Below are 20,772 nucleotides of genomic sequence, written 5' to 3'. Positions count from 1 at the left end.
GGAACGTGCGGATTACCGGGAGCTTTTCATGGCGGGGGGTGGATTGGATTCACACCACGGGTGGAATCGGAGTACGACTTCGGGATGAGGTCGTCGACCGAACGGAGTCAACTTCGCCGTTCGGTCACCTGATCGGTTTCGCTCTGCGTTTCTTCGTTCACCGATTGTTCCGGCACGTGTTCGCCGTCACTTTCGGGAGAATCGCCGTTCTGGCGGGGACGGCGGAGCGGGACGGTCGTCCGTTCCCACAGTTTGCGACCCTCTTCGGCGCGGATTCGTTCCCCGGCACGTTCCATTTCCAGCCGTCGCCATTTCCGGCGCTGGCGTTTCGTCGCCCTGGCGGGCCAGAGTTCCTGGATCGCGCTGTTGAAGTACGCGCCGCCGACCACCGCGAGCCCGATGAAGAACATCAGCAACAGGAACGCGATCGGCGCGGCGAGCGCGCCGTAGGTGTAGCCGGTCTTGGTGATCCAGTTCAGGTAGATCCGCAGCCCGATGCTGGAGAGCAGGAAGACGACCATGGCGAGCATCGCGCCCGGCAGCCCGCGGTGCCACGGCAGCCGTCGCGGCAGCGAGAGCTTGTAGAGCGTGGTGAGCGCCAGCACGATCATCACGGCCAGCACCGGGTAGTACAGCGTGCCGACCCAGAACGACACCGTGTCGCGCCAGGCGTTCGGGAAGAACTGGGGGAGCAGGTCCGGCCCGATCGCCAGCAGCGGCAGCCCGACCACCAGGATCACCAGCCCGGCCAGGTACAGCAGCAGCGCGAAGATCCGCTGCCAGACGTCGTTGCGGACGCCGTACTGGTCGTGCGCCACGGTGATCGCGTCGACGAACGACGACATCGCCGACGAGCCGGCCCACAGGGAGATCAGGAAGCCGACGGAGACGATCTCGCCCTTGCCGACGAACAGGATGCTGTTGACCGTCGGCTCGATGATGTCGTGGACGGCGTTGTCGCTGAAGATCGTCTTGCTGAAGGTGATGATCCGGTCGTGGACCGCGACCACGACCTCCTGGCCGAACCAGTCGCCGATGAAGCCGAGGCAACCGAGCAGGCCCAGCAGCAGCGGCGGCAGCGACAGCGTCTGCCAGAACGCGGCTTCGGCGGCCTCGGAGAAGATGTTGCCTTCCCAGGCCTTGTTGAGCGTGCGGCTGAGCAGGCGCAATGGACCTCTGCGGGCCTTCGCGACCTCCGCGGCCGCTTCGGGACGGCCGTTCTCCTCGCTCATGCAGCTCCTCCGCCGGCGCCGAGCGCCCTTGACGGTGTCCAGCATGGTCCATGCTGCGGCATTCGGCTCGCCACCCCTGGGTTTTCGGGTGAGTAAACCGACAACGGGGGTGGCGCTTCAGGCGTTCCACGGGCCCGGCAGGTAGGCTCTCCGGAGTGCCCTCACCTCAGGCGCCGGCGTCGCAGCCGGATACCCAAGTGGGGGTTTTCGCTTGTGGCTAGGCGATTGACCAGCGGTTTTACCGTGAGGGAGGTGGGGAACCGGCATGGCGGAAACGGTTGAACGTGGTCGAGGCGAGCTGGGTGCGCCTCCCGCGGCGAAGGACAGCACTGCCCGCCCGTTGCGTGCGTGGCAGCGGCGAGCACTGACGAAGTACCTGACGAAGAAACCGCAAGACTTCCTGGCCGTCGCGACGCCGGGCGCGGGCAAGACGGTGTTCGGTCTCCGGATCGCCGCCGAGCTGCTGAGCGACCGGACCATCGAGAAGATCACCATCGTCGCGCCGACGGAGCACCTGAAGCACCAGTGGGCCGCCTCGGCCGCGGCCGCGGGGATCGCGATCGACTCGAACTTCCGCAATGGCACCGGCGTCACCTCGCGTGACTACCAAGGTGTCGCGGTGACCTACGCGCAGGTCGCGGCGCATCCGACGCTGCACCGCGTGCGCACCGAGAACCGTAAGACCCTGGTCATCCTGGACGAGATCCACCACGGCGGTGACGCGAAGTCCTGGGGCGACGCGGTCCGCGAGGCGTTCACGCCCGCCGTCCGCCGTCTCGCGCTGACCGGGACCCCGTTCCGCAGCGACGACTCGCAGATTCCGTTCGTCACCTACGAGCCCGACGGTTCGGGCTTCCAGCGCAGCAAGGCCGACCACTCGTACGGCTACGCCGACGCGCTCGCCGACGGCGTGGTCCGCCCGGTCGTCTTCCTCGCCTACTCCGGTGAGGCCTCCTGGCGCACGAGCGCGGGGGAGGAGTTCACCGCGCGGCTCGGCGAGCCGCTGACCGCCGAGCAGAACGCCCGTGCCTGGCGCACCGCGCTCGACCCGGCGGGCGAGTGGATCCCCTCGGTGCTGCAGGCCGCGGACACGCGTCTCGCGCAGCTCCGCGCCAACGGCATCCCGGACGCCGGTGGCCTGGTGATCGCCACCGACCAGGAGTCCGCGCGCGCCTACGCCAAGATCCTGGAGCGCCTCTCCGGCCAGAACCCGACGGTCGTCCTCTCCGACGACCCGAAGGCGTCCGGGCGGATCAAGGAGTTCTCGGATTCGACCGACCGCTGGCTGGTCGCGGTCCGGATGGTGTCCGAGGGCGTCGACGTCCCCCGTCTGGCCGTCGGCGTCTACGCCACGAGCGCGTCGACTCCGCTGTTCTTCGCGCAGGCCATCGGCCGGTACGTGCGTTCGCGCAAACCCGGCGAGACGGCTTCGGTCTTCCTGCCGAGCGTGCCGGTGCTGCTGGAGCTGGCCAGCGAGCTGGAGGCTCAGCGCGACCACGTCCTCGGCAAGCCGCACCGCGAGAAGGACGGCTGGGAGGACGAACTCCTCGCCCAGGCCAACCGCACCGAGGACGAGCCGGGCGAAGAGGAGAAGGCGTTCACCTCGCTGGGTGCCTCCGCCGAGCTCGACCAGGTCATCTACGACGGCAACTCCTTCGGTACCGCGGTGTTCTCCGGTTCCGACGAGGAGCAGGAGTACCTCGGCCTGCCTGGGCTGCTCGAACCGGACCAGGTCCGCGCCCTGCTGCGGAAGCGGCAGGAGGAGCAGCTCTCCGACGAAAAGCGGCGCAAGCCCAAGGCCGAAGAGGCCGCGCCGGTCGCGCGGCCGCAGTCGGTCAGCGAACGGCTCGGCGCGCTGCGCAAGGAGCTGAACGCGCTGGTGGGCGTGCACCACCACCGGACGAGGAAGCCGCACGGCGCGATCCACAACGAACTGCGCCGGGTCTGCGGCGGACCGCCGACCGCGATGGCTTCGGTGGAACAGCTGGAAGAGCGGATCGTCACCCTGCGTTCCTGGTGACCGCCCCGTACCCGAGAACGTCATGAGGGGTCCCCTTAAGACAAATTTCGTCTTAAGGGGACCCCTCATGACATCCGGCGCGAGAGCACAGGGTCGTGAGTGCCCTGGTGTGCAGTGCGGTGATCGGACGACACGCGTGCTCGGATGGACGACACGCGTGATCAGGCGGACGACTCGCCGCGGGAGGCGGCCGGACGCCGTGTCGTCCGTCCAATCACATGAGCCGTCCATCCGATCACGAGTGTCGTCCATCCAGTCACGCGAAGCCGCCAGGTCGGTCCAGGGGGCATCGGCGATCCCGCCGGTCCTCACACCGCGATCAGCTGCGCCGATCACGCTGAGTGAGTGGTGGCGGTCACACCGTCAGCGGACCTAGACTTCATACGCCTTGCTACGGCCACGTTGCCAAACCGTGTCCATTTGATGAGGCTTAATCGATCCAGCCATCTTCCGCGAAACACGTTCGGCGGCATATGTTGTCGCCCACAACATATGCGCGATGGTGCGACCGGTCCCTCAGGATCGCCGCCCGCGAGCAAGATCCGGAAGGAACGAGGATGCGCAGCAGAACCCTTACCCTCCTCGCCGCGACGGTGGGCGCCGGCCTGGTGCTCTCCGCGTGCGGCGCCAACACCGCCGACTCGGGCAACAGCGGCAACTCCTCGCAGTCCGCGCCCGCCCCGGGTGGTGCCGCCGCCGGCGGCAAGGTCGGCGTCATCCTGCCGGAGACCGCGACCTCCGCGCGCTGGGAGTCCTTCGACAAGCCGTTCCTGACCAAGGCGCTCAAGGACGCGGGCTTCGACGCCGACGTCCAGAACGCCCAGGGCGACGTCCAGAAGTTCACCACGCTGGCCGACGGCATGATCGCGCAGAACGTCAAGGTCCTGATCATCGCCGCCATCAACGGCGAGGTCGGTTCGGCGGTCGCCAAGAAGGCGCAGGCCGCCGGTATCCCGACGATCGACTACGACCGCCTGAACCTCGGCGGCAGCTCCGACTACTACGTCTCGTTCGACAACGAGAAGGTCGGCCAGCTGCAGGGCCAGGGCCTCGCCGACGCGCTGAAGGACAAGAAGGGCGCCGAGGTCGTCATGATCGAGGGTGCCCCGACCGACAACAACGCGACGCTGTTCGCGAACGGCCAGAAGTCCGTCCTGCAGCCGAAGTTCGCCAGCAACGACCTCAAGCTCGTGCGTGAGCAGGCCATCGACAACTGGGACAACCAGAAGGGCGGTCAGACCTTCGAGCAGATCCTGACCGACAACAAGGGCAAGGTCGACGGCGTCGTCGCCGCGAACGACGGTCTCGCCGGCGCGGTCATCACCGTGCTGAAGAAGAACGGCCTCAACGGCAAGGTCCCGGTCACCGGCCAGGACGCCACCGCGGACGGCCTCATGGCGATCCTGCGCGGCGACCAGTACATGACGGTCTTCAAGCCGATCAAGGAAGAGGCCGAGGCCGCCGCGAAGCTCGCCGTCCTGCTGGCCAAGGGTGACAAGGCGGGCGCCGACGCGCTGGCCACCGGCAAGGCGAAGGACCCGAAGGGCAACCGCGAGGTCAAGTCCGTGCTCCTCGAGCCGAAGCTGACCACCAAGGAAGGCGTCAAGGAGGTCGTGACGCAGGGCTACGTCAAGGCGGCCGAGATCTGCGGCGGCGACCTGGCCGCGGCGTGCACGCAGCTCGGTATCTCCTGACCCGTCAAACCCAGACCACCGGGCCGGGGCGCACTCGGACACAGCGCGCCCCGGCCCGGTATCCAGCCGGGAGAACCCCCAATGAGTGAACCCATCCTCGAACTGAAGCAGCTGAACAAGAGCTTCGGGCCGGTCCACGTCCTCCACGACGTGGACTTCAACGTGCGCGCCGGCGAGGTCACCGCGCTGGTCGGCGACAACGGTGCCGGCAAGTCCACTTTGGTCAAGTCGATCGCCGGCATCCACGGCTACGACTCGGGCACGGTGACCTTCCAGGGCAAGCCGGTGAACATCCACGGCCCGCGTGACGCCGCGGATCTGGGCATCGAGGTCGTCTACCAGGACCTCGCCCTGGCCGAGAACCTCGACATCGTCCAGAACATGTTCCTCGGCCGGGAACGCGGCAGCAAATGGCTGCTCGACGAGGCCAGCATGGAGAAGGCGGCCCGCGAGACGCTCGCCTCGCTTTCGGTCCGCACCGTGAAGTCCGTCCGTACGCCCGTTTCGGCTCTCTCGGGCGGGCAGCGGCAGACCGTCGCGATCGCCAAATCCGTGCTGTGGGACTCGAAGGTGGTCCTGCTCGACGAGCCGACCGCCGCGCTCGGTGTCGCGCAGACCCGTCAGGTGCTCGACCTCGTCCGCCGCCTCGCGGAACAAGGCCTCGGTGTGGTGCTGATCAGCCACAACATGGCCGACGTCTTCGAGGTCGCCGACCGCATCGCGGTGCTCTACCTCGGCCGTCTCGTCGCCGAGGTGCACACCAAGGACGTCACCCACGGCCAGGTCGTGGAACTGATCACCGCCGGCCGCTCCGGCGACCTCGGCCTTGCCCGCCCCGAAGCCGCCGTCCTCTAGTACGAGGCGAGAAAGAACCGGAAATGACTGAGACACCTGCAAAGCCCGCTTCGCCGGAAGGGGGCAAGTCCGCGGCCGCAGCGCTGAACCCGTCGGCGGCCATCACGGACTTCGGCATCGACACGACATCGATGTCAACGCGCGAGGCCGTCGGTGACTACTTCTCCCGGCTCAAGGCGGGACAGCTGGGTTCGCTCCCGGCGCTGCTCGGCCTGCTCGTGCTGGTGATCGTGTTCGCCTCGCTGTCGGACACCTTCCTGACCATGAACAACATCGCGAACCTGATGGCGCAGGGCGCCGGCAAGGCGATCATCGCGATGGGCATCGTGTTCGTGCTGCTGCTCGGCGAGATCGACCTGTCCGCGGGTACCGCGTCCGGTGTCACCGCCGCGGTGCTGGCGATGCATTACGTGCGCAACGGAAACCTGTTGGGCGGTATGGGGAACGGCGTGTTCATCACGTTCCTCGTGGTGCTCGCGATCGCCGGCCTGCTCGGGGTGATCCTGCGGATCTGGGCGGGTGTCGGATTCGCCGTGCTCGCGATCGCGCTGGTGCTTTCGGGAACCGCGGCCAACCCGTGGATCGAGATCCTTCTCGCGATCAGTGTCGGTGGCGCTATCGGTGTCCTCACCGGCTTCCTCGTCTCCAAGATCGGCATGCCGTCGTTCGTCGTGACACTGGCGCTCTTCCTCGCCTGGCAAGGCGTCATCCTCCAGTTCATCGGCGAGGGCGGCACGCTCGGCATCAGCACCTCGGACGTGCTGTTCAAGGTCGCCAACGGCAACCTGTCCACTTTGGGCAGCTGGATCCTCTTCCTGATCTTCGCGGGCGGTTTCGCCGCAGTGAGCCTCGGTCAGCACTTCTCGCGGCTCAAGCGCGGACTGGTCACCCAGCCGACGCCGATGGTGCTGTTCAAGGTCGGCGCGATCGGCGTGGTCGCCGCGATCGCCACGTACCTGCTGACGCTGAACCGCGCGCCCAACCCGAACATCGTGATCTCGGGTGTCCCGTACGTCGTGCCGATCGTGCTCGCGCTGCTGGTGCTCGGCACCTACGTGCTCAACCGCACCCAGTACGGCCGCCACATCTACGCCGTCGGCGGCAACCGCGAGGCGGCCCGCCGCGCCGGGATCAACGTCGAGAAGATCCGCGCGTCGGTGTTCGTCATCTGCTCGGCGGTGGCGGCGGTCGGCGCGATCGTCTACTCGTCGAAGGTCGGTTCGGTCGACCCGCAGGCCGGTGGCCTCAACACGCTGCTGTTCGCGGTCGGTGCCGCCGTCATCGGTGGTACGTCGCTGTTCGGCGGCAAGGGCCGGGTCGTCGACGCGGTGATCGGTGGCCTCGTGCTCGCGGTCGTCGAGAACGCGCTGGGCCTGCTCAAGCAGTCGGCGGCGGTGGTCAACATCGTCACCGGTCTGGTGCTGCTGCTGGCGGCAACGGTGGACGCGCTGTCCCGGCGCCGCGCGGCTGCGTCGCCGCGCTGAGTCCGCATGGAATGATGAAGTCCGTGACCAGCACACCCGTTGCACGACCAGACGAGGTGCGCAGGCACAACCGCACGACCCTGCTCAGGTTGCTGCACGTCAGCGGCCCGAGCACCAGGGCGACCCTGGCCACCTCGCTGGGGCTCAACCGCAGCACCATCAAGACCCTCGTCGACGGCCTCGCGGAAGCGGGTGTCGTCGAGGAGCGGGTCCCGAGGCCGGGACGAGGGGCGGGCCGCCCCTCGCTCCTGGTCCTGCCGCAGCCGCACGCGGCGGTGGTGCTCGCGGTCGACCTCCAGGTCGAACACGTGGCGATCGCGCTGGTCGGGTTCGGCGGCCAGATCCTCGGGCGCAACAGCTGGAACCTCCGCGGCCGGATGCGGGAGGCCGACGAGGTGATCACACACGTGATCGAGTCGACCACCGTACTGGCGGGCGACCTCGGCGTGCAGCCGATCGCCGCGGGGGTGTCCGTGCCCGGCGTCGTCCGCCGGGCGGACGGGCACGTCCACGAGGCGCCCAACCTGCGCTGGACCGACGTGGCGCTCGGGGAACGGCTCGGCGGTGTGCTGCGCATCCCCATCCTGGTCGGCAACGACGCCGAACTCGGGGCCATCGCCGAACACCTGCGCGGTGCCGCGCGGGGCTCGTCCGACGCCGTGTACGTCTCCGCGGACGTCGGTGTCGGGGGAGGGATCATCGCGGACGGTTCGGCGCTGCGCGGTGGCTCCGGCTACGTCGGCGAGATCGGGCACATGGCGATCCGGCCGGGCGGCCGTCCCTGCTACTGCGGATCCAGCGGCTGCTGGGAGACCGAGGTGGGCGAAGCGGCCCTGTGCCGTGCGCTCGACCTGCCCGAGGACACCCCGCGCGGGGCGATCCTGTTCGAGCTGCGCGAGCTGGGCCGGGACCCGCACGCGGCCGAGGAACGGCTCTCGGAGTTCGCGGAATGGCTGACGCTGGGCCTGGTGAACGTGGTCAACCTGCTCGGCCCGCAGCTGGTTGTGCTGGGCGACCTGCTCACCGTGCTGCCCGACTCGGTGGTGAAGTCGGTGGCGGCCGAGGTCCGGCGGCGGAGCCTCGTCAGCCGTGCCGTGGGCGGGACTCAGATCGTGAGCTCGGCGCTCGGCGCGGACGTGAAACTGCTGGGCGCGGCCGAAGCGGCGTTCGAGATGATCCTCGACACGGTCTAGGACCGCGTTTAGTCCTCTAGATGCGGTCCTTGCGTGTGCAACTACAGCATCTAGAGGACTAAACGCGGTCTTTCGCGAGGCCTGAAAGCAGGGCCACCAGGGCGGCGAGGGACTTCTCCTTCGCCGCTTCGGGGTCTTCGGCGTGCGCGATCATCAACGCCGCTTCGGCGCAGGCGCTCAGCACCAGTTGCGCCAGCTCCGGGATCGGCCCGTCGACCAGCCGCCCCTCCGCGGCGACACCTTCCAGGAACTCCGTGATCAGGCCCAGCCCATAGCGGTTCTCCAGCTCGCGCCAGGCAGGCCAGCCGAGGACGGAGATGGCGTCGGTGAGCGAGATCCGCACCACTTCGGGCCGCAGGCACACGTCCAGGAAGTGGCTCAGCGCGCCGATGGCCGCCGCCCACGGATCGTCTACCGACTGCCCGAACGCCTTGAGTTCCTCGGTGATCTCCGTTTCGATCTGCTCGATCACGGCGCGGAACAGGCCCTGCTTGTCCCCGAAGTGGTGGTACAGCGCACCCCGGGTGACGCCCGCCGCCCGGACGATCTCGTCGGCGGGCACGGCGGCGTAACCCGGGTCGGCGAACAGCTTCCGTGCCGCGGTGATCAACGCGGCCTGCGTCGACTGCGATCGTTCGGTCTGGCTACGTCGTGGCGTGGGCACGCATGAATTCCACCACCATGCCGCTCAGCCGCTCCGGCTGGTCCTCCGGCACGAAGGTGTACGAGTCCTCGATCGTCTTCAGTTCGGCGTCGGGCAGCACACCCGCGAGCTTGCGGCCCAGCCACAGCGGGAAGTGCCGGTCCTCGGGCGCCCAGACCAGCAGCACCGGCTTCTCGAACGCGGGCAGCCGCTCGGCCGCGGTCAGCGTGTAGCGCTTGTCGACACTCACCATGAACCGGCGCAGGTCGTCCCGGATCTCCGGGCTCCGCCTGCTGGGCAGCAGGTACGCGTCCAGGACGTGGTCCGGGACCGGCCGTTTGGTCAGCCACAGGAAGTCCGTGGTCTTCAGCAGCCATCGCCAGCGCAACGCCTGGACCACCGTCCGGGTGCCACCGGGGATCCGCGCCAGCGGGCCCAGCGCCGAGAACGCCGGCGGCAGGAAGTACTCGAAGCAGTCCGACGGCGTCAGCACGACGCGGCCCACCCGTTCCGGGGACGTGGTCATCAATAGCTGCGTGAGCGCGCCGCCGGTGTCGTTCGCGACCACGGTGACGTCGGTCAGGTCCAGTACCTCGAGGAACCGCGCGATGAGCGCGGCGACCCCGGGCGGGCTCAGGTCGGCGCCGGGGACCGGGATCTCGTGTGAGCCCAGTGGCCAGTCCGGGGTCAGGCAGCGGAAGCCGGCGTCGGCGATCGCAGGGGCCACCTCGCGCCAGAGCAAGCCGTTGGTCAGCAGGCCGTGCACGAAGACCACAGGAGGGCCTTCACCACGGTCGCGGTAGCGGATGCGGGCGCCGCCGAGGTCCACCTCGTGCGTCTCGCCCAAGAGCTCACTGGTCGTCATACCCTCAACATACATGCAGTCTGTATGTTTTTGAGGGTGAGTCTTCCGCCTGGGCAGTCGGAGTCGCCTGCCGGGAGTGCCCCCAATGTGGCATTGGGGGCACTGAGCGTCCCCAATGCCACATTGGGGACATCGGATCGTGTGCCTGGGGCGTCAGCGGGGCAGAGCCAGGGCGGCAGCAGGCGAAAAACAGGGCGGCAGCAGGCAAAAAACAGGGCGGCAGCAGGCAAAAACAGGGCGGCCGGCTCTCTCCCTGGGGAGTAGCCGGCCGCCGGTGGTCGTGGACTGGTGGGTTACCGCTGAATGTCCGCGGACATTTCCTTGAGCTTCGTTTCGTGTGCGCGGGCGTGGTGACCACAGAAGAGCAACTCGCCACCGGTGCTGAGAATGGCTCGAACCTGAGCTGCCGCTCCACACCGGTCGCATCGGTCGGCAGCGGTCAGTTCGGGGCGGGTGAGCGTCGGCGAAGTCATTGGAGTCTCCCTCCGTCCCGGCACCGGTCGCCCGGTGCCATCGATCCAGCTACGACCACTTCGGCACTGATACCGGAAACGTTCGTTCCCGGCCCCGCCGTGTTCGTGCTTCCACTCTTCCAGACGTTTGGCGACCCGCAAGTGTTCCCGTGCGGGTGTCTCATTTGTCACTGGTAATTACCTCGGATGCCGTAGCGTAATCACGCAACGTAGGAGAAGACTCCCCGTCGAACCGACTTTTCCCACGTCAGGCACCATGCAGGGGTGGTTGTCGCAGTCGTCCGGAACCGTCTCCCCAGCGTGCCGGCACCGATCTTGTTCGTTCTCAGCGGAATTTCGATGTACGCCGGTGCGGCCGTCGCCGTAGGTCTCTTTTCGGTCGCCTCCCCCGCGGGGGTGGCCTGGCTCCGCTGCCTCGGCGCGGCGATCGTCCTCCTCGCGTGGCGCAGGCCACCCCGCTCGGCCTGGACCGGGCGCACGTTCCTGCTCGCGGGTGCGTTCGGGGTCGTCACCGCCGGGATGAACGTGCTCTTCTACGAGGCGATCGCGCGGCTGCCCCTCGGGACAGCGGTCGCCCTCGAATTCGCCGGGCCCGTGGTGGTGGCGGCCTTCGGGTCGCGGACCCGCCGCGACGTCTTCGCGCTGCTGCTGGTGGCGGCCGGGGTGATCGCCATCGCGGACGTCAGGTTGGAAGGCAGCCTGCTCGGCGTGCTCTTCGCGCTGGGCGCGGCGGCGGCGTGGGCCGGGTACATCCTGCTCGGGAAGCGGGTCGCGGTCGGCGGGAACGGGATCGACGGGCTGGCCGTCGGGTTCGCCGTGGGCACCGTGGTGCTGTCGCCGCTGGCGTTCGGCACGGGGGCGGTGTGGGGTTCGCCACGCCTGCTGTTGCTCGGCATCGGCGTGGGGGTGCTCTCGACCGTCGTGCCGTACGCACTCGATCAGGTGGTGCTGCGCAAGGCCGGGAAGGCGCGGTTCGCGCTGCTGCTCGCCTTGCTGCCGGTCACGGCCGGGCTGATCGGCTTCCTCTGGCTCCGCCAGGTCCCCACCCTGCCCGAGGCGCTCGGCACGCTGGCCGTCGTCGCCGGGGTGGCGCTGCGCTCTCCGGGGAAACGTGATGACTCGGCGCCCCTCTGAACGGGATACTGACCAGTCTGTGGCGCTTCGAGCACCGGGAGGACACGTGACCGAGATCCGGCGGGCCAAGACCGTCGAAGAGGTCGTCGCCGCCCAGCACCTGTTCGACGGACCCGCGCGGCGGACGGCGTCCGAGAAGTTCCTCGCGGGGGAGGAGAACCACCTCCTGATCGCGTACGAGGACGGCGAACCCGCGGGCATGATCACCGGCACCGAGGTGACGCATCCGGACAAGGGCACCGAGATGTTCCTCAACGAGCTCGACGTCAGCCCGGACTACCAGCGGCGCGGGATCGGCCGCGACCTGGTCGACGCGCTGGCCGGGCTCGCTCGGGAGCGTGGCTGCCGCGGGATGTGGGTCGGCGTCGAGACGGACAACGAGGCCGCGCTGGCGACCTACGCCGCGGCCGGGGCGGCGAACGAAGGGCCGTTCATCATGCAGTCGTGGACGTTCGAAGACTGATGTCCTCCGGAATCGACGGCGACCGGACGGGGCTGTCCGGTCGCCGCTGGCTGCCCGGCGGCGAGCATCTCGTCGCCGTCGCGCGGGCCGAACTCCCGCAGAAGGACGGACTCGCCGGGCCGTTCACGGCGCTGGCCGCCCTGCGCGCGGCCGGGTTCGCCGTCGGGGGCCAGGACGAGGTCGCGGCTCTGTCGGGAACCACGATGGAGGGTCTGTCGCGGGCGATCGAGTCGTTCTCGGGTGGACGGCTCGTGGCGGTGCCCGCGACCGGGAATCGGTCACCGCAGTCGTTGTTCATGCTCCTGGCCGAGCTGTGGAGGCTGACGCGGGTCGCCGTGATCGCGGAGGTCGACCCGGCCGAGTTCGGCGCGCACGACACACCCGAGCGGGCGCTGCTCGACTACCTCGACACCGGGATCCCACCACTGTGGTCGTCCCGCTGGCGGCCGGCCGAGACGCAATTCGTTCTGGTGGCCGGGATGCGGATCGGCGCCGAGGGAACGCTGGTGTCTATTATGGATAGTCGGCACGGGTTGCACGACCAGCCGGTGGAATGGCTGGCCGCGGCGCTGAAACGGATGCTGGTCGTGGTGGACGACGGTGACACCGAGGCCGCCGTCGCCGCGGTCACGACGGCAGGTCTGTGGAGCTGAGGTCGTCTTTCGCGAAGCGGGAATGCTTGCGCCCGTAGAAGACGTAGATCAGCAGGCCGAGCAGCAGCCACGCGGCGAACCGCAGCCAGGTCATCACGTCCAGGTTCAGCATCAGGTAGAAGCACGCCAGCGCCGCGACGATCGGCAGATACGGCGAGAACGGCACGGTGAACGGGCGTTCCAGGTCCGGGCGGCGCTTGCGCAGCACCGGGACGGCCAGCGCGACGATGATCATCGCCGACAGCGCGCCGATACTGACCATGTCGGCGAGTTCGGAGATCGGGACGAAAGCGGCGAGCACCGCGATCAGCACGGCTCCGGCGATGGTCATCCGGTGCGGGGTGCCCCAGCGCGGATGCGCCGTGCCGAACTTCTTCGGCAGCAGGCCGTCGCGGCCCATCGCGAACCCGATCCGGCCGATCGTCACCAGTTCCACCATCATCACCGACGTCAGTCCGGTGACCGCGCCGAGCGAGATCAGCGCGCCCACCCAGTGCTGCCCGACGCGGTCGAAGGCGTCGGCGAGCGGGGCGCCCGTGTCGATCTCGGTGAACGGCACCATCCCGGTCAGCACCAGCGAGACCCCGATGTAGAGCAGCGCGCAGACCCCGAGCGCGCCGAGGATGCCGACCCGCAGATCGCGCTTGGGGTTCACGGTCTCCTCGCCGAGGTTGGCGAGCGCCTCGAAACCGGTGTAGGCGAAGAAGACGACGGCGGCGGCCGTCACCATCCCGGCGATGCCGTAGACGGACTGTTCGAGCCCGAGCGCGGCTTGCACGATCGGCTGGTGCAGCGTCCCGGCGGTCTCCGTCGGCGCTTGGGCGGTGGGGATGAACGGCGTGAGATTCTCGCCGCGGATGTAGAACACGCCGACCGCGAGGATCAGCACGCACACGGCGACCTTCACCAGCACGAGCAGATTCGTCACCCGCGCCGACTCCTTGATCCCGATGACGGCGATCACGGTCAGCACGGCGATGATCGCGACCGCGCCTATGTTCACCTTCGCGTCTTCGCCGAACCACTCGGGGGAGAGCCCCATCAGATTCGCGAGATAGCCGGACCAGCCGCGCGACACGACGGCCGCGCCGAGCGCGAACTCCAGCAGGAGGTCCCAGCCGATGATCCAGGCGAAGGTCTCGCCGAGGGTGGCGAACGCGTAGGTGTAGGCGCTTCCCGCCGTCGGCACGCTGGACGCGAGTTCGGCGTAACACAGGGCGGCCATCCCGGCCACGACGGCGCCGAGCACGAACGACAGCGTGACCGACGGGCCCGCGTGCGACTTCGCCTCGACACCGGCGAGGGTGAAGATCCCGGTGCCGATGATGATCCCGACCCCGAAGCCGATCAGGTCACGCCCTTTGAGACGGCGTTTCAGCTCGCCCGAGTCCTGCCGTTTCAGGACCTCGTCCACGTCCAGAGTTCGCCGCATGAAAAGTCACGCTAGAAGATCGCCGCCCACCTCGCAGATCGGTGGCAGCCGAAGGGGACTTTCCCCGCACGAGACGCGGTGAAAGCTCCCTTCGCCCCGTCGCATGCGGTGAAGGGCCCCTTCAGCCCTCCAGGACGACGCCGTTCTCCTGCGCCAGGATCGCCGCCTGTACCCGCGACCGCAGCTCCAGTTTCGTCAGCACCCGCGAGACGTGCGTCTTCACCGTGGTTTCGCCGATGTGCAGCCGCGTGCCGATCTGCGCGTTGGACAGGCCGCCGCCCAGGCACGCCAGCACTTCGCGCTCTCGGTCGGTCAGCTCGTCGAGCCCGTCGGGGACGAGCGAGGGTTCGCGGGTCCCGGCGGCGAAAGCGGCGATCAGCTTCCGCGTGACCTGCGGCGCGAGCACCCCTTCGCCCGCCGCGACCAGTTTCACCGCCTCGATCAGCCGCGACGCCTCGACCGACTTCAGCAGGAACCCGGCCGCACCGGCCCGCAGCGCGGCGTGGACGTATTCGTCGAGGTCGAAAGTGGTCAGCACGAGGACTTCGCACAGGCCTTCGGCGGTCAGTTCCCGCGTCGCCGCGATGCCGTCGACGCCGGGCATCCGGACGTCCATCAGCACGACGTCCGGCCTCAGCGCCTTCGCCTGGCGGACGGCGGTGGCGCCGTCCGCGGCCTCGCCGATCACCTCGATGCCCTCGGCGTTGCCGAGGATCATCATCAACCCGGCGCGGATCGCGCCGTGGTCGTCGGCGACCAGCACTTTGATGTTCCCGTCGCTCAAGACCCCTCCAGAGGCAGTTCGGCGCGGACCAGCCAGCCACCGCCGGACGGCCCGGCGGCGAGAGTGCCGCCCACCGCGGCGGCGCGTTCCCGCATGTTCAGCAGGCCGAGTCCGGTCCCGCCGTCGTCCCCCGAGCCGGAGCCGGGACGGAGATCGTTGCGCACTTCGACGGTGAGTATGCCTCCGTCGGCACGGATGTCGAGCACGGCCCGGCCACCCGCGGCGTGCTTGGCCGCGTTGGTGAGTGCCTCCTGCGCGATCCGGTACGCGGTCAGATCGACAGCGGCGGGGAGATGAGGGGACAGGACCGGGACGGAACCGATCTCGACCTCCAGCCCGCTCGCCCGCGCCGATTCGACCAGTTTGGACAGTTCGGCGAGCCGGGCGGGCGCGGTCGGTTCGATCTCACTGTCCCCTGTGGAGGGATCCGCGCGCAGCAGCCCGATCATCGCGCGCATCTCGTCGAGCGCGCTCACACTGTTCTCCCGCACCGATTCCAGGACCTTCCTGGACAGTTTCGGGTCGGCGGTGGCCATCGACAGCGCGGCCTCGGACTGGATCGCGATCGCCGAGAGATGCCCGGCGATGACGTCGTGCAGATCGCGCGCCATCTTCGAGCGTTCCCCCGCCACGGCGGCCTTGCGGTCCAGTTCGCCGATCGTGGCCAGCTGCACCGCGTTCGCCCGTTCGTTCTCGGCGATGTCCCGCTGCTGGCGCACGTTGGCCGCCCACCACACCGGGGTGACCAGAAACGGCAGGAGGGCGAACGCGGCCAGCACCGCCATGCGCCACTGGTCGGCGAAGATGAGCGCCAGGCAGACCACCGCGAGCGTCCCGATCGAGGCGACGCCGATCATCAGCCTGCTGGTGCGCCGCGAACCGTAGAGCGTCGTGGCGTAGAGGAAGTCGGTGAAGACGATGAGGATCGGGAGTGAGGGGCCGAACGTGATGTCCACGGCGAGCACGGCCAGCGCGCAGATCAGCGCCAGCGGGATCTTGCGGCGCAGCATCTCCAGCGCGCAGATCGCGGTCAGTTCGCTCAGGCGGATCCACAGCGGAGTGTCGTCGCGGCCCGCCAGCAGCACCTGCATCCCGCTCACATAGACCAGCACGCCGAGGACCCACGTACCGAAGGCGATGACGAGGTCCTGTTTCCATTCGGCGAGGTGGTTCAGGCGCGGGACGAACGTGGGCACCGTCCCATCCCAGCACACCCGGACGCGTGGCGGGGTCCTACTAACTGATGACGGTGATCTCGGTCCGTACGCCGACGCGGGCGCGCCGGATCCCGGCGAGACTCGGACCGTGAACAAGATCTGGGACTTCATCGCGGAAAACCCCATGGCGGCCGTGGTCGCCGGCGGGGAGATCGGCTTCTGGGTCGCCATCGTCGCCGGCCTGGTGGCCCGCTACCTGCTCAAGCTGAAGCGGACCAGCGTGTTCCTGCTGCTCCTGACGCCGGTGATCGACCTGGTCGTGCTGGTCGCGACGGTCATCGACCTGCGCAACGGCGCGACGGCGAACTTCGTGCACGGCCTCGCCGCGGTGTACCTGGGCTTCAGCGTGGTGTTCGGCCACTCGATGATCAAGTGGGCCGACGTGCGCTTCGCCCACCGGTTCGCGGGCGGGCCGCCACCGCCGCCCAAGCCGACGGGCCGGGCGAAGCTGCGCGCCGAATGGCGTGACTGGTTCAAATGCGTGCTGGCCTGCGGGCTCGCCTCGGGCGTGCTGCTCCTGCTGATCTTCATGGTCGGCGACACCGAGCAGGTCGCGCCGCTGTGGGACTGGCTGCCGAGGATGGGGGTCGTGACGGCCATCTGGTTCGCCACCGGACCGCTCTGGCAGGAGTTCTCCAAGAACGACGACCGGGTCAAGGAAGGGGCGCGACGATGATCGAACTACTGGGGATCCTCCTCCTGGTGCAGGGCGGGGGCGGGCTGATCAACCGGCTGCTGGGCAGTACCGAACCGAGCTGGTTCGTCCAGCTCCACCTGCTCCCGCCGGGGATGCACGTGGTGGCCAGCGCGCTGATGGTGGCCGCGGGCGTCGGGCTGCTGTTCGCCGAACGCTCCCGCAAGCAGCGCCGCCGGTCAGAGTGAGACGAGCACCTGCAGGACGCCGAGGACGATGGTGACGACCGTCAGCACGACGGTCACCACGGTGAGCCGCGTGACCCGCGCGCTCACCGTGTTCTCGTAGGAGTACCGGGTCTCCTCGTCCATCGCCTCGGCCTGACGGTCGAGCTGGGCGATGATCCGCTCCACGCCCATGCTCGTCACCAGGCGGCGCTCCAGCGAGTCGACCTCGGGCGGCAGGACGGAATGCAGCATTTCGAGGATGTCGTCGAGCGATCCCCGCAGCAGCCGGGTGCGGCTCCCGGCCTGCTTCATCGACGCCAGCCATTGGTCGGCCAGCGCCATCCGGATCAGGACCCGTTCGAGGATGAAGAGCATCCCGTGGTCGAGCCCGCCGACGTCGCTGTCGATGCCGAAGTACGGTTCGGCCGCGCCGAACGGGCCGCGCATCAGCTCGTCCTGCCGCTCGACGTAGTCGGAATCCTTGCTGTTGAGGCAGACGATCCCGCCCGCCATCGTGTAGGCGGCGACGAACGAGCGCGTGCCCCAAGACGGGCCGAGCGCCTCCCTGGCGACCTCGCGGGGCACGAACCGCCAGCCCTCGTCGCTGGTCGCCATCCCGTAGAACGGGCGAGGGTCGGTGGCGACCCGCTGGGCGGGCGGATGACCGTCGTGGGACCGCAGTTCGACGCACCAGCCCTTGCGGCCGAGCCCTTCGGTCAGTCCGCAGCCCTTGGTCAGGTCCTCGAAGATGTGGGTGACGGCCTTGAGCAGCGAGGGGAAGGTCTGCTCGCCGTAGCCGCCGTGCAGTCCGTTCGTTCCGTTCACCGTTTCGCGGCCTTGAAGGCTTTGCAGGACGGCGATGGCGAGATCGAACTCGGCGGCGGGCCCGTCCGCCGCCCGCCCGGTGATCGTGGTGGCGAGGACCAGCGTCATCGCGTGATAGGCCGGATGCCAGGTGACGATCAGTTCGCACGGCAGGCTGACCGCGCCGATCCGGATCGACAGCCGCGAGCCGCCGGTGCGTTTGCGCAGCACCCGTCTCCGCGGTGGCGTCGTGTAGTTGGCGAGGAAGTTCTCCGCGGCCGTCCACTCCTCGCCGAGTTTCCCGTCGAGGTGGGCCAGCAACCCCCGGTCCCGGCCGCCGTCCAGCACCTTCTCCGCTTCCCGCTCGGACAGCGGGACGGCCCAGGCGAAGGTGAGGAGTACCGCGGTCATGCGCGGCGCAGCAGGGTGATCAGGTCCCGGCCGAGGTGGCGGCGCAGCGGGCCGGAGGCGTTGACGAGTTCGTCGCGGTCGATGTGCTCGTCGGCGGGGCCGAGATCGTCGAGGACGTGGTAGGTCCACTCCCAGTCGGTGCGCCAGCCCGCGTCGGCTGCTTCGGCGGCGACCTCCACCGGGTCGAGGTAGTGCACCGGAAGCGCCGGGCCGCCGTCACGCAGCGCCTTGTCGAACTCGTCGCGGGACACGCGGCGCGAGCGGACCTCGCCACCGGCTTCGACACTGTCGAGACTGAACGCGCCCCGCCCGATCGGCGACCGGCTGTAGGCCAGCACCAGGGTGCCGCCGGGCGCGGTGACCTCGGCCAGCCGCCGCAGGATCGGCGCGACGTCCGGGGTCGGCACGTGCTGGACGACGTGACTGCACAGCACGAGGTCGTACGGGCCGCCGTCGAGTTCGGTGATCGGCGAGACGGTGAAGGAGAACTCAGTGTCCTCGACGACGGTCTCGCGGGCCTTCGCCAGCCTGTCCGGGTCGGGGTCCGCGGCGGTGACGTCCGCCGAGAACCCGGCGAGCCAGGGGAGGAGCCGGCCCTCGCCGCAGCCCGCGTCGAGCGACTTGACCTGATCGCGGCGGCCGAGGGACGCGGTGAGCTGTTCGGCGACCTTCCCGAGAGCGCGGTCCTCGCTGGCCGTCCAGTAGCCGTCGTAGGGCTCGTGCCGTCGGATGAACATCCCGGTGACGTGGTCGCCGGTGTCCGGATAGCGGTAGCTCTCGGTCAGCACAGCCGCGAATATAGCCCGGATTCACGGATTCTCCGGTGGTCCGCCCGGGGGTTACCATCGAGTCGTGGCCACCGGGCCTGTCGCGCTGTACACCGTTGTCGCCGTGGCGCCGTCGGTTCTTTTCTGGTGCGCGCTGAAAGCGCCCGTCGTTCTGCGCCGGTGGCACCGTCGCCGCGAGCCGGCAGTCCCGATCGGACCGCCCATCGAAAAGCTCGCAGCCGACCTCCGTCGCGTTCACCGGCTTCTGGCGGAACTTCCTTCCGGGGCGTCCGCCGTCCGCCGGTACGGCACCAGGCAGGCGTACGACGCGCTGCTCGTCCAGGCCTGCCGCGAGGTCGAAGTCGACCATCGGCTGGACGAACTGCCGGAGGGTTTCGACCGCGGCATCGAACGGCTGCGTGTCGAGGAATCCCTGGCGGAGCGCGGACTTTCCGTGTCCTGACGCGGTTTGTATCGAAAGTATGCGCGTGGCCGGGAAGCTCGCGGGCATGAAGAGGCTGGGACTTCTCGCTTCACTCCTGCTGGTGTTCGCGCTCATCCCCGGGGCCGCCTCCGCCGCGGCCGCCTTCCCCCGGATGGACGCGGCCACGGTCGACGGCTTCCGCTGGACGTCCGGGACGACCTTCGACACCTACGGCGCGCGGATCGCCGCCCTGGAGAGGCAGCTCCCGGCACGCGGCCTGCCGGAGATCCTGTCGTCGGCGAACCGGAAGGCACGGCCGCTGTGTCACGGCACGTACCTCGCGGCGGCGCTGAAACCGGCGGGATTCTGCTGGGAGGACGCCAATGACGACAAGACCAACGACTGGATCCCGCAGGGACTGACCGGTTCCGGCGACGCCGACGCGGCGACCGGGAAGGTCGGCGGCAAGCGGGTCATGGCGGCGTCCTGGCACACTCCCGGCGACACCATGGTCCGTCTGTCCTTTGTGGACGCGACTGGACTGGGCTACCGGCACGTGCTGCTCGTCGAACCGACGTCGAACGACAATTTCGCCGTCGTGCAGGGGCACGGGCACGGCATGACCTGGATCGGGAACCGGCTGTTCGTCGCGACTACCGGCGGCGTGGTGCGGGTCTTCGACACGACACACTTCTGGAAGGTCGACGACAGCTCCGGTGTCGTCGGCAAGGGCTCGGACGGCAAGTACCACGCGGCGTACTACGACTACGCGATGCCGCAGATCGGCGCGTACTGGTATCCCGGCGGCGGCGCCTGCACCAACGCGCCAGGGCCACGCCCGTGCCTCTCGACGATGTCCTTCGACCACAGTGACGGTTCGATCGTGACCTCCGAGCACATCTCCAACGCGGCCGGGAGCCGGGTGCTGCGCTGGCCGTTCGACCGCGCGACCGGTCTGCCCAAGGTGTCGGCCGACGGGACCGTGCACGCGAAGGAAGGGTTCGTGTCGCCGGTGTGGGGCATGCAGGGAGCGGTGGCGCGCAACGGGTATTTCGTGATGACCGGTGTGTGCCCGGAGTACGCCGGGGTGGCCGGCGACCATCCGTCGTGCCTGCACGGCGGGGTCGGCGGCACCTCGACGTCACGGTTGAGCGGCCAGGCGCCGGTGAACTCGCAGAACCTGTCGTACTGGCCCGCGACGGGGGAGCTGTGGCTGATGAACGAGCAGCTGCGGGAACGGGTGACCGTGCACGTCCCCTGGACCACCCTGACCGGCCGGGCGTGATCAGACCCGGAACTCGCGTGCTTGAACCCGTAACTCACGTGCTTAGACCCGTAACTCACGTGCTTGGAGCCGGAACTC

Annotated in this window: 21 protein-coding genes; 12 read left to right on the top strand and 9 right to left on the bottom strand. The window is 68.9% G+C overall.

Annotation, left to right across the window (positions count from 1 at the left end):
* Window positions 1-107: 107 nt before the first annotated feature.
* Window positions 108-1,232, bottom strand: a complete 1,125-nt coding sequence (locus CFP71_RS04740) for a YihY/virulence factor BrkB family protein (RefSeq protein ID WP_093932601.1) — start codon at window positions 1,230-1,232, stop codon at window positions 108-110.
* 265 nt (window positions 1,233-1,497) lie between these two features.
* On the opposite strand from CFP71_RS04740, the gene CFP71_RS04735 reads away from it, so the two are divergent.
* The 5 genes from CFP71_RS04735 (at window position 1,498) to CFP71_RS04715 (ending at window position 8,478) form a co-directional block, all read left to right on the top strand.
* Window positions 1,498-3,252 carry a DEAD/DEAH box helicase gene (locus CFP71_RS04735; protein ID WP_093932600.1) on the top strand — a complete coding sequence of 585 codons (1,755 nt, stop codon included), beginning with the start codon at window positions 1,498-1,500 and terminating at the stop codon, window positions 3,250-3,252.
* 557 nt (window positions 3,253-3,809) lie between these two features.
* Entirely contained in the window at window positions 3,810-4,946 is a 1,137-nt protein-coding gene (locus CFP71_RS04730) for a sugar ABC transporter substrate-binding protein (protein ID WP_093932599.1), read from the top strand.
* A gap of 81 nt (window positions 4,947-5,027) precedes the next feature.
* Entirely contained in the window at window positions 5,028-5,801 is a 774-nt protein-coding gene (locus CFP71_RS04725; protein WP_020637409.1) for an ATP-binding cassette domain-containing protein, read from the top strand.
* Between the two features lie 23 nt (window positions 5,802-5,824).
* Entirely contained in the window at window positions 5,825-7,285 is a 1,461-nt protein-coding gene (locus CFP71_RS04720) for a sugar ABC transporter permease (RefSeq protein ID WP_093932598.1), read from the top strand.
* An 11-nt stretch (window positions 7,286-7,296) separates the two neighbouring features.
* Entirely contained in the window at window positions 7,297-8,478 is a 1,182-nt protein-coding gene (locus CFP71_RS04715; RefSeq protein WP_093932597.1) for an ROK family transcriptional regulator, read from the top strand.
* Between the two features lie 58 nt (window positions 8,479-8,536).
* Here the strand turns inward: CFP71_RS04715 and CFP71_RS04710 are convergent, their stop codons facing one another.
* The 3 genes from CFP71_RS04710 to CFP71_RS44800 form a co-directional block, all read right to left on the bottom strand.
* A complete protein-coding gene (locus CFP71_RS04710) occupies window positions 8,537-9,142 on the bottom strand; it encodes a TetR/AcrR family transcriptional regulator (RefSeq protein ID WP_093932596.1) in 606 nt (201 codons plus the stop codon).
* The gene (locus tag CFP71_RS04705; protein WP_093932595.1) at window positions 9,123-9,986 is read right to left on the bottom strand and encodes an alpha/beta fold hydrolase; all 864 of its coding nucleotides are present in this window, start codon (window positions 9,984-9,986) and stop codon (window positions 9,123-9,125) included. The genes CFP71_RS04710 and CFP71_RS04705 overlap by 20 nt, the downstream gene beginning before the upstream one ends.
* A gap of 293 nt (window positions 9,987-10,279) precedes the next feature.
* Window positions 10,280-10,459 carry a DUF7455 domain-containing protein gene (locus CFP71_RS44800; protein WP_016332937.1) on the bottom strand — a complete coding sequence of 60 codons (180 nt, stop codon included), beginning with the start codon at window positions 10,457-10,459 and terminating at the stop codon, window positions 10,280-10,282.
* Window positions 10,460-10,798: 339 nt separating this feature from the next.
* Here CFP71_RS44800 and CFP71_RS04695 point away from each other — a divergent pair, with 339 nt between their 5' ends.
* From CFP71_RS04695 to CFP71_RS04685, 3 genes are read left to right on the top strand one after another with little or no spacing between them, the layout of a single operon-like run.
* Window positions 10,799-11,593: an EamA family transporter gene (locus tag CFP71_RS04695; RefSeq protein ID WP_093932696.1), complete on the top strand. Its 795-nt coding sequence runs from the start codon at window positions 10,799-10,801 to the stop codon at window positions 11,591-11,593.
* A gap of 46 nt (window positions 11,594-11,639) precedes the next feature.
* Entirely contained in the window at window positions 11,640-12,056 is a 417-nt protein-coding gene (locus tag CFP71_RS04690) for a GNAT family N-acetyltransferase (protein WP_093932594.1), read from the top strand.
* On the top strand, window positions 12,056-12,709 hold the full coding sequence (locus CFP71_RS04685) for a DUF6885 family protein (RefSeq protein ID WP_093932593.1): 654 nt from the start codon (window positions 12,056-12,058) through the stop codon (window positions 12,707-12,709). The genes CFP71_RS04690 and CFP71_RS04685 overlap by 1 nt, the downstream gene beginning before the upstream one ends.
* On the opposite strand, the gene CFP71_RS04680 is transcribed toward CFP71_RS04685, so the two are convergent.
* The 3 genes from CFP71_RS04680 to CFP71_RS04670 form a co-directional block, all read right to left on the bottom strand.
* Window positions 12,684-14,123: an APC family permease gene (locus tag CFP71_RS04680; RefSeq protein WP_093932592.1), complete on the bottom strand. Its 1,440-nt coding sequence runs from the start codon at window positions 14,121-14,123 to the stop codon at window positions 12,684-12,686. The two genes, CFP71_RS04685 and CFP71_RS04680, sit on opposite strands and share 26 nt — an antisense overlap.
* 139 nt (window positions 14,124-14,262) lie before the next feature.
* A complete protein-coding gene (locus CFP71_RS04675; protein ID WP_093932591.1) occupies window positions 14,263-14,925 on the bottom strand; it encodes a response regulator in 663 nt (220 codons plus the stop codon).
* Window positions 14,922-16,121, bottom strand: a complete 1,200-nt coding sequence (locus CFP71_RS04670) for a sensor histidine kinase (protein WP_093932590.1) — start codon at window positions 16,119-16,121, stop codon at window positions 14,922-14,924. Before CFP71_RS04670 ends, CFP71_RS04675 begins: the two co-directional genes overlap by 4 nt.
* Before the next feature lie 109 nt (window positions 16,122-16,230).
* Here CFP71_RS04670 and CFP71_RS04665 point away from each other — a divergent pair, with 109 nt between their 5' ends.
* Entirely contained in the window at window positions 16,231-16,818 is a 588-nt protein-coding gene (locus CFP71_RS04665) for a hypothetical protein (protein ID WP_093932695.1), read from the top strand.
* Entirely contained in the window at window positions 16,815-17,024 is a 210-nt protein-coding gene (locus tag CFP71_RS04660) for a hypothetical protein (protein WP_093932589.1), read from the top strand. The genes CFP71_RS04665 and CFP71_RS04660 overlap by 4 nt, the downstream gene beginning before the upstream one ends.
* On the opposite strand, the gene CFP71_RS04655 is transcribed toward CFP71_RS04660, so the two are convergent.
* Both CFP71_RS04655 and CFP71_RS04650 read right to left on the bottom strand, forming a co-directional pair.
* On the bottom strand, window positions 17,016-18,218 hold the full coding sequence (locus CFP71_RS04655; protein ID WP_093932588.1) for a hypothetical protein: 1,203 nt from the start codon (window positions 18,216-18,218) through the stop codon (window positions 17,016-17,018). The two genes, CFP71_RS04660 and CFP71_RS04655, sit on opposite strands and share 9 nt — an antisense overlap.
* The gene (locus CFP71_RS04650; RefSeq protein ID WP_093932587.1) at window positions 18,215-19,006 is read right to left on the bottom strand and encodes a class I SAM-dependent methyltransferase; all 792 of its coding nucleotides are present in this window, start codon (window positions 19,004-19,006) and stop codon (window positions 18,215-18,217) included. Before CFP71_RS04650 ends, CFP71_RS04655 begins: the two co-directional genes overlap by 4 nt.
* A 64-nt stretch (window positions 19,007-19,070) precedes the next feature.
* Between CFP71_RS04650 and CFP71_RS04645 the strand changes: the two genes are divergently transcribed.
* Together CFP71_RS04645 and CFP71_RS04640 are read left to right on the top strand one after the other, a co-directional pair.
* Window positions 19,071-19,448 (top strand): hypothetical protein, encoded by a 378-nt coding sequence (locus tag CFP71_RS04645; protein WP_093932586.1) that lies wholly within the window; start codon window positions 19,071-19,073, stop codon window positions 19,446-19,448.
* Between the two features lie 46 nt (window positions 19,449-19,494).
* Window positions 19,495-20,694, top strand: coding sequence for a hypothetical protein (locus CFP71_RS04640; RefSeq protein ID WP_244199552.1), 1,200 nt, complete (start codon window positions 19,495-19,497; stop codon window positions 20,692-20,694).
* Window positions 20,695-20,772: the final 78 nt, after the last annotated feature.

Source organism: Amycolatopsis thailandensis (genome assembly GCF_002234405.1).
Lineage (GTDB): Bacteria > Actinomycetota > Actinomycetes > Mycobacteriales > Pseudonocardiaceae > Amycolatopsis > Amycolatopsis thailandensis.
This window is presented reverse-complemented; position numbering and strand designations above follow the sequence as displayed.

Coding starts and splice junctions, on each gene's coding strand:
- CFP71_RS04740 (WP_093932601.1), bottom strand. CDS start 1,232: ATGAGCGAGGAGAACGGCCGTCCCGAAGCGGCCGCGGAGGTCGCGAAG.
- CFP71_RS04735 (WP_093932600.1), top strand. CDS start 1,498: ATGGCGGAAACGGTTGAACGTGGTCGAGGCGAGCTGGGTGCGCCTCCC.
- CFP71_RS04730 (WP_093932599.1), top strand. CDS start 3,810: ATGCGCAGCAGAACCCTTACCCTCCTCGCCGCGACGGTGGGCGCCGGC.
- CFP71_RS04725 (WP_020637409.1), top strand. CDS start 5,028: ATGAGTGAACCCATCCTCGAACTGAAGCAGCTGAACAAGAGCTTCGGG.
- CFP71_RS04720 (WP_093932598.1), top strand. CDS start 5,825: ATGACTGAGACACCTGCAAAGCCCGCTTCGCCGGAAGGGGGCAAGTCC.
- CFP71_RS04715 (WP_093932597.1), top strand. CDS start 7,297: ATGATGAAGTCCGTGACCAGCACACCCGTTGCACGACCAGACGAGGTG.
- CFP71_RS04705 (WP_093932595.1), bottom strand. CDS start 9,986: ATGACGACCAGTGAGCTCTTGGGCGAGACGCACGAGGTGGACCTCGGC.
- CFP71_RS44800 (WP_016332937.1), bottom strand. CDS start 10,459: ATGACTTCGCCGACGCTCACCCGCCCCGAACTGACCGCTGCCGACCGA.
- CFP71_RS04695 (WP_093932696.1), top strand. CDS start 10,799: ATGTACGCCGGTGCGGCCGTCGCCGTAGGTCTCTTTTCGGTCGCCTCC.
- CFP71_RS04685 (WP_093932593.1), top strand. CDS start 12,056: ATGTCCTCCGGAATCGACGGCGACCGGACGGGGCTGTCCGGTCGCCGC.
- CFP71_RS04660 (WP_093932589.1), top strand. CDS start 16,815: ATGATCGAACTACTGGGGATCCTCCTCCTGGTGCAGGGCGGGGGCGGG.
- CFP71_RS04655 (WP_093932588.1), bottom strand. CDS start 18,218: ATGACCGCGGTACTCCTCACCTTCGCCTGGGCCGTCCCGCTGTCCGAG.
- CFP71_RS04640 (WP_244199552.1), top strand. CDS start 19,495: ATGAAGAGGCTGGGACTTCTCGCTTCACTCCTGCTGGTGTTCGCGCTC.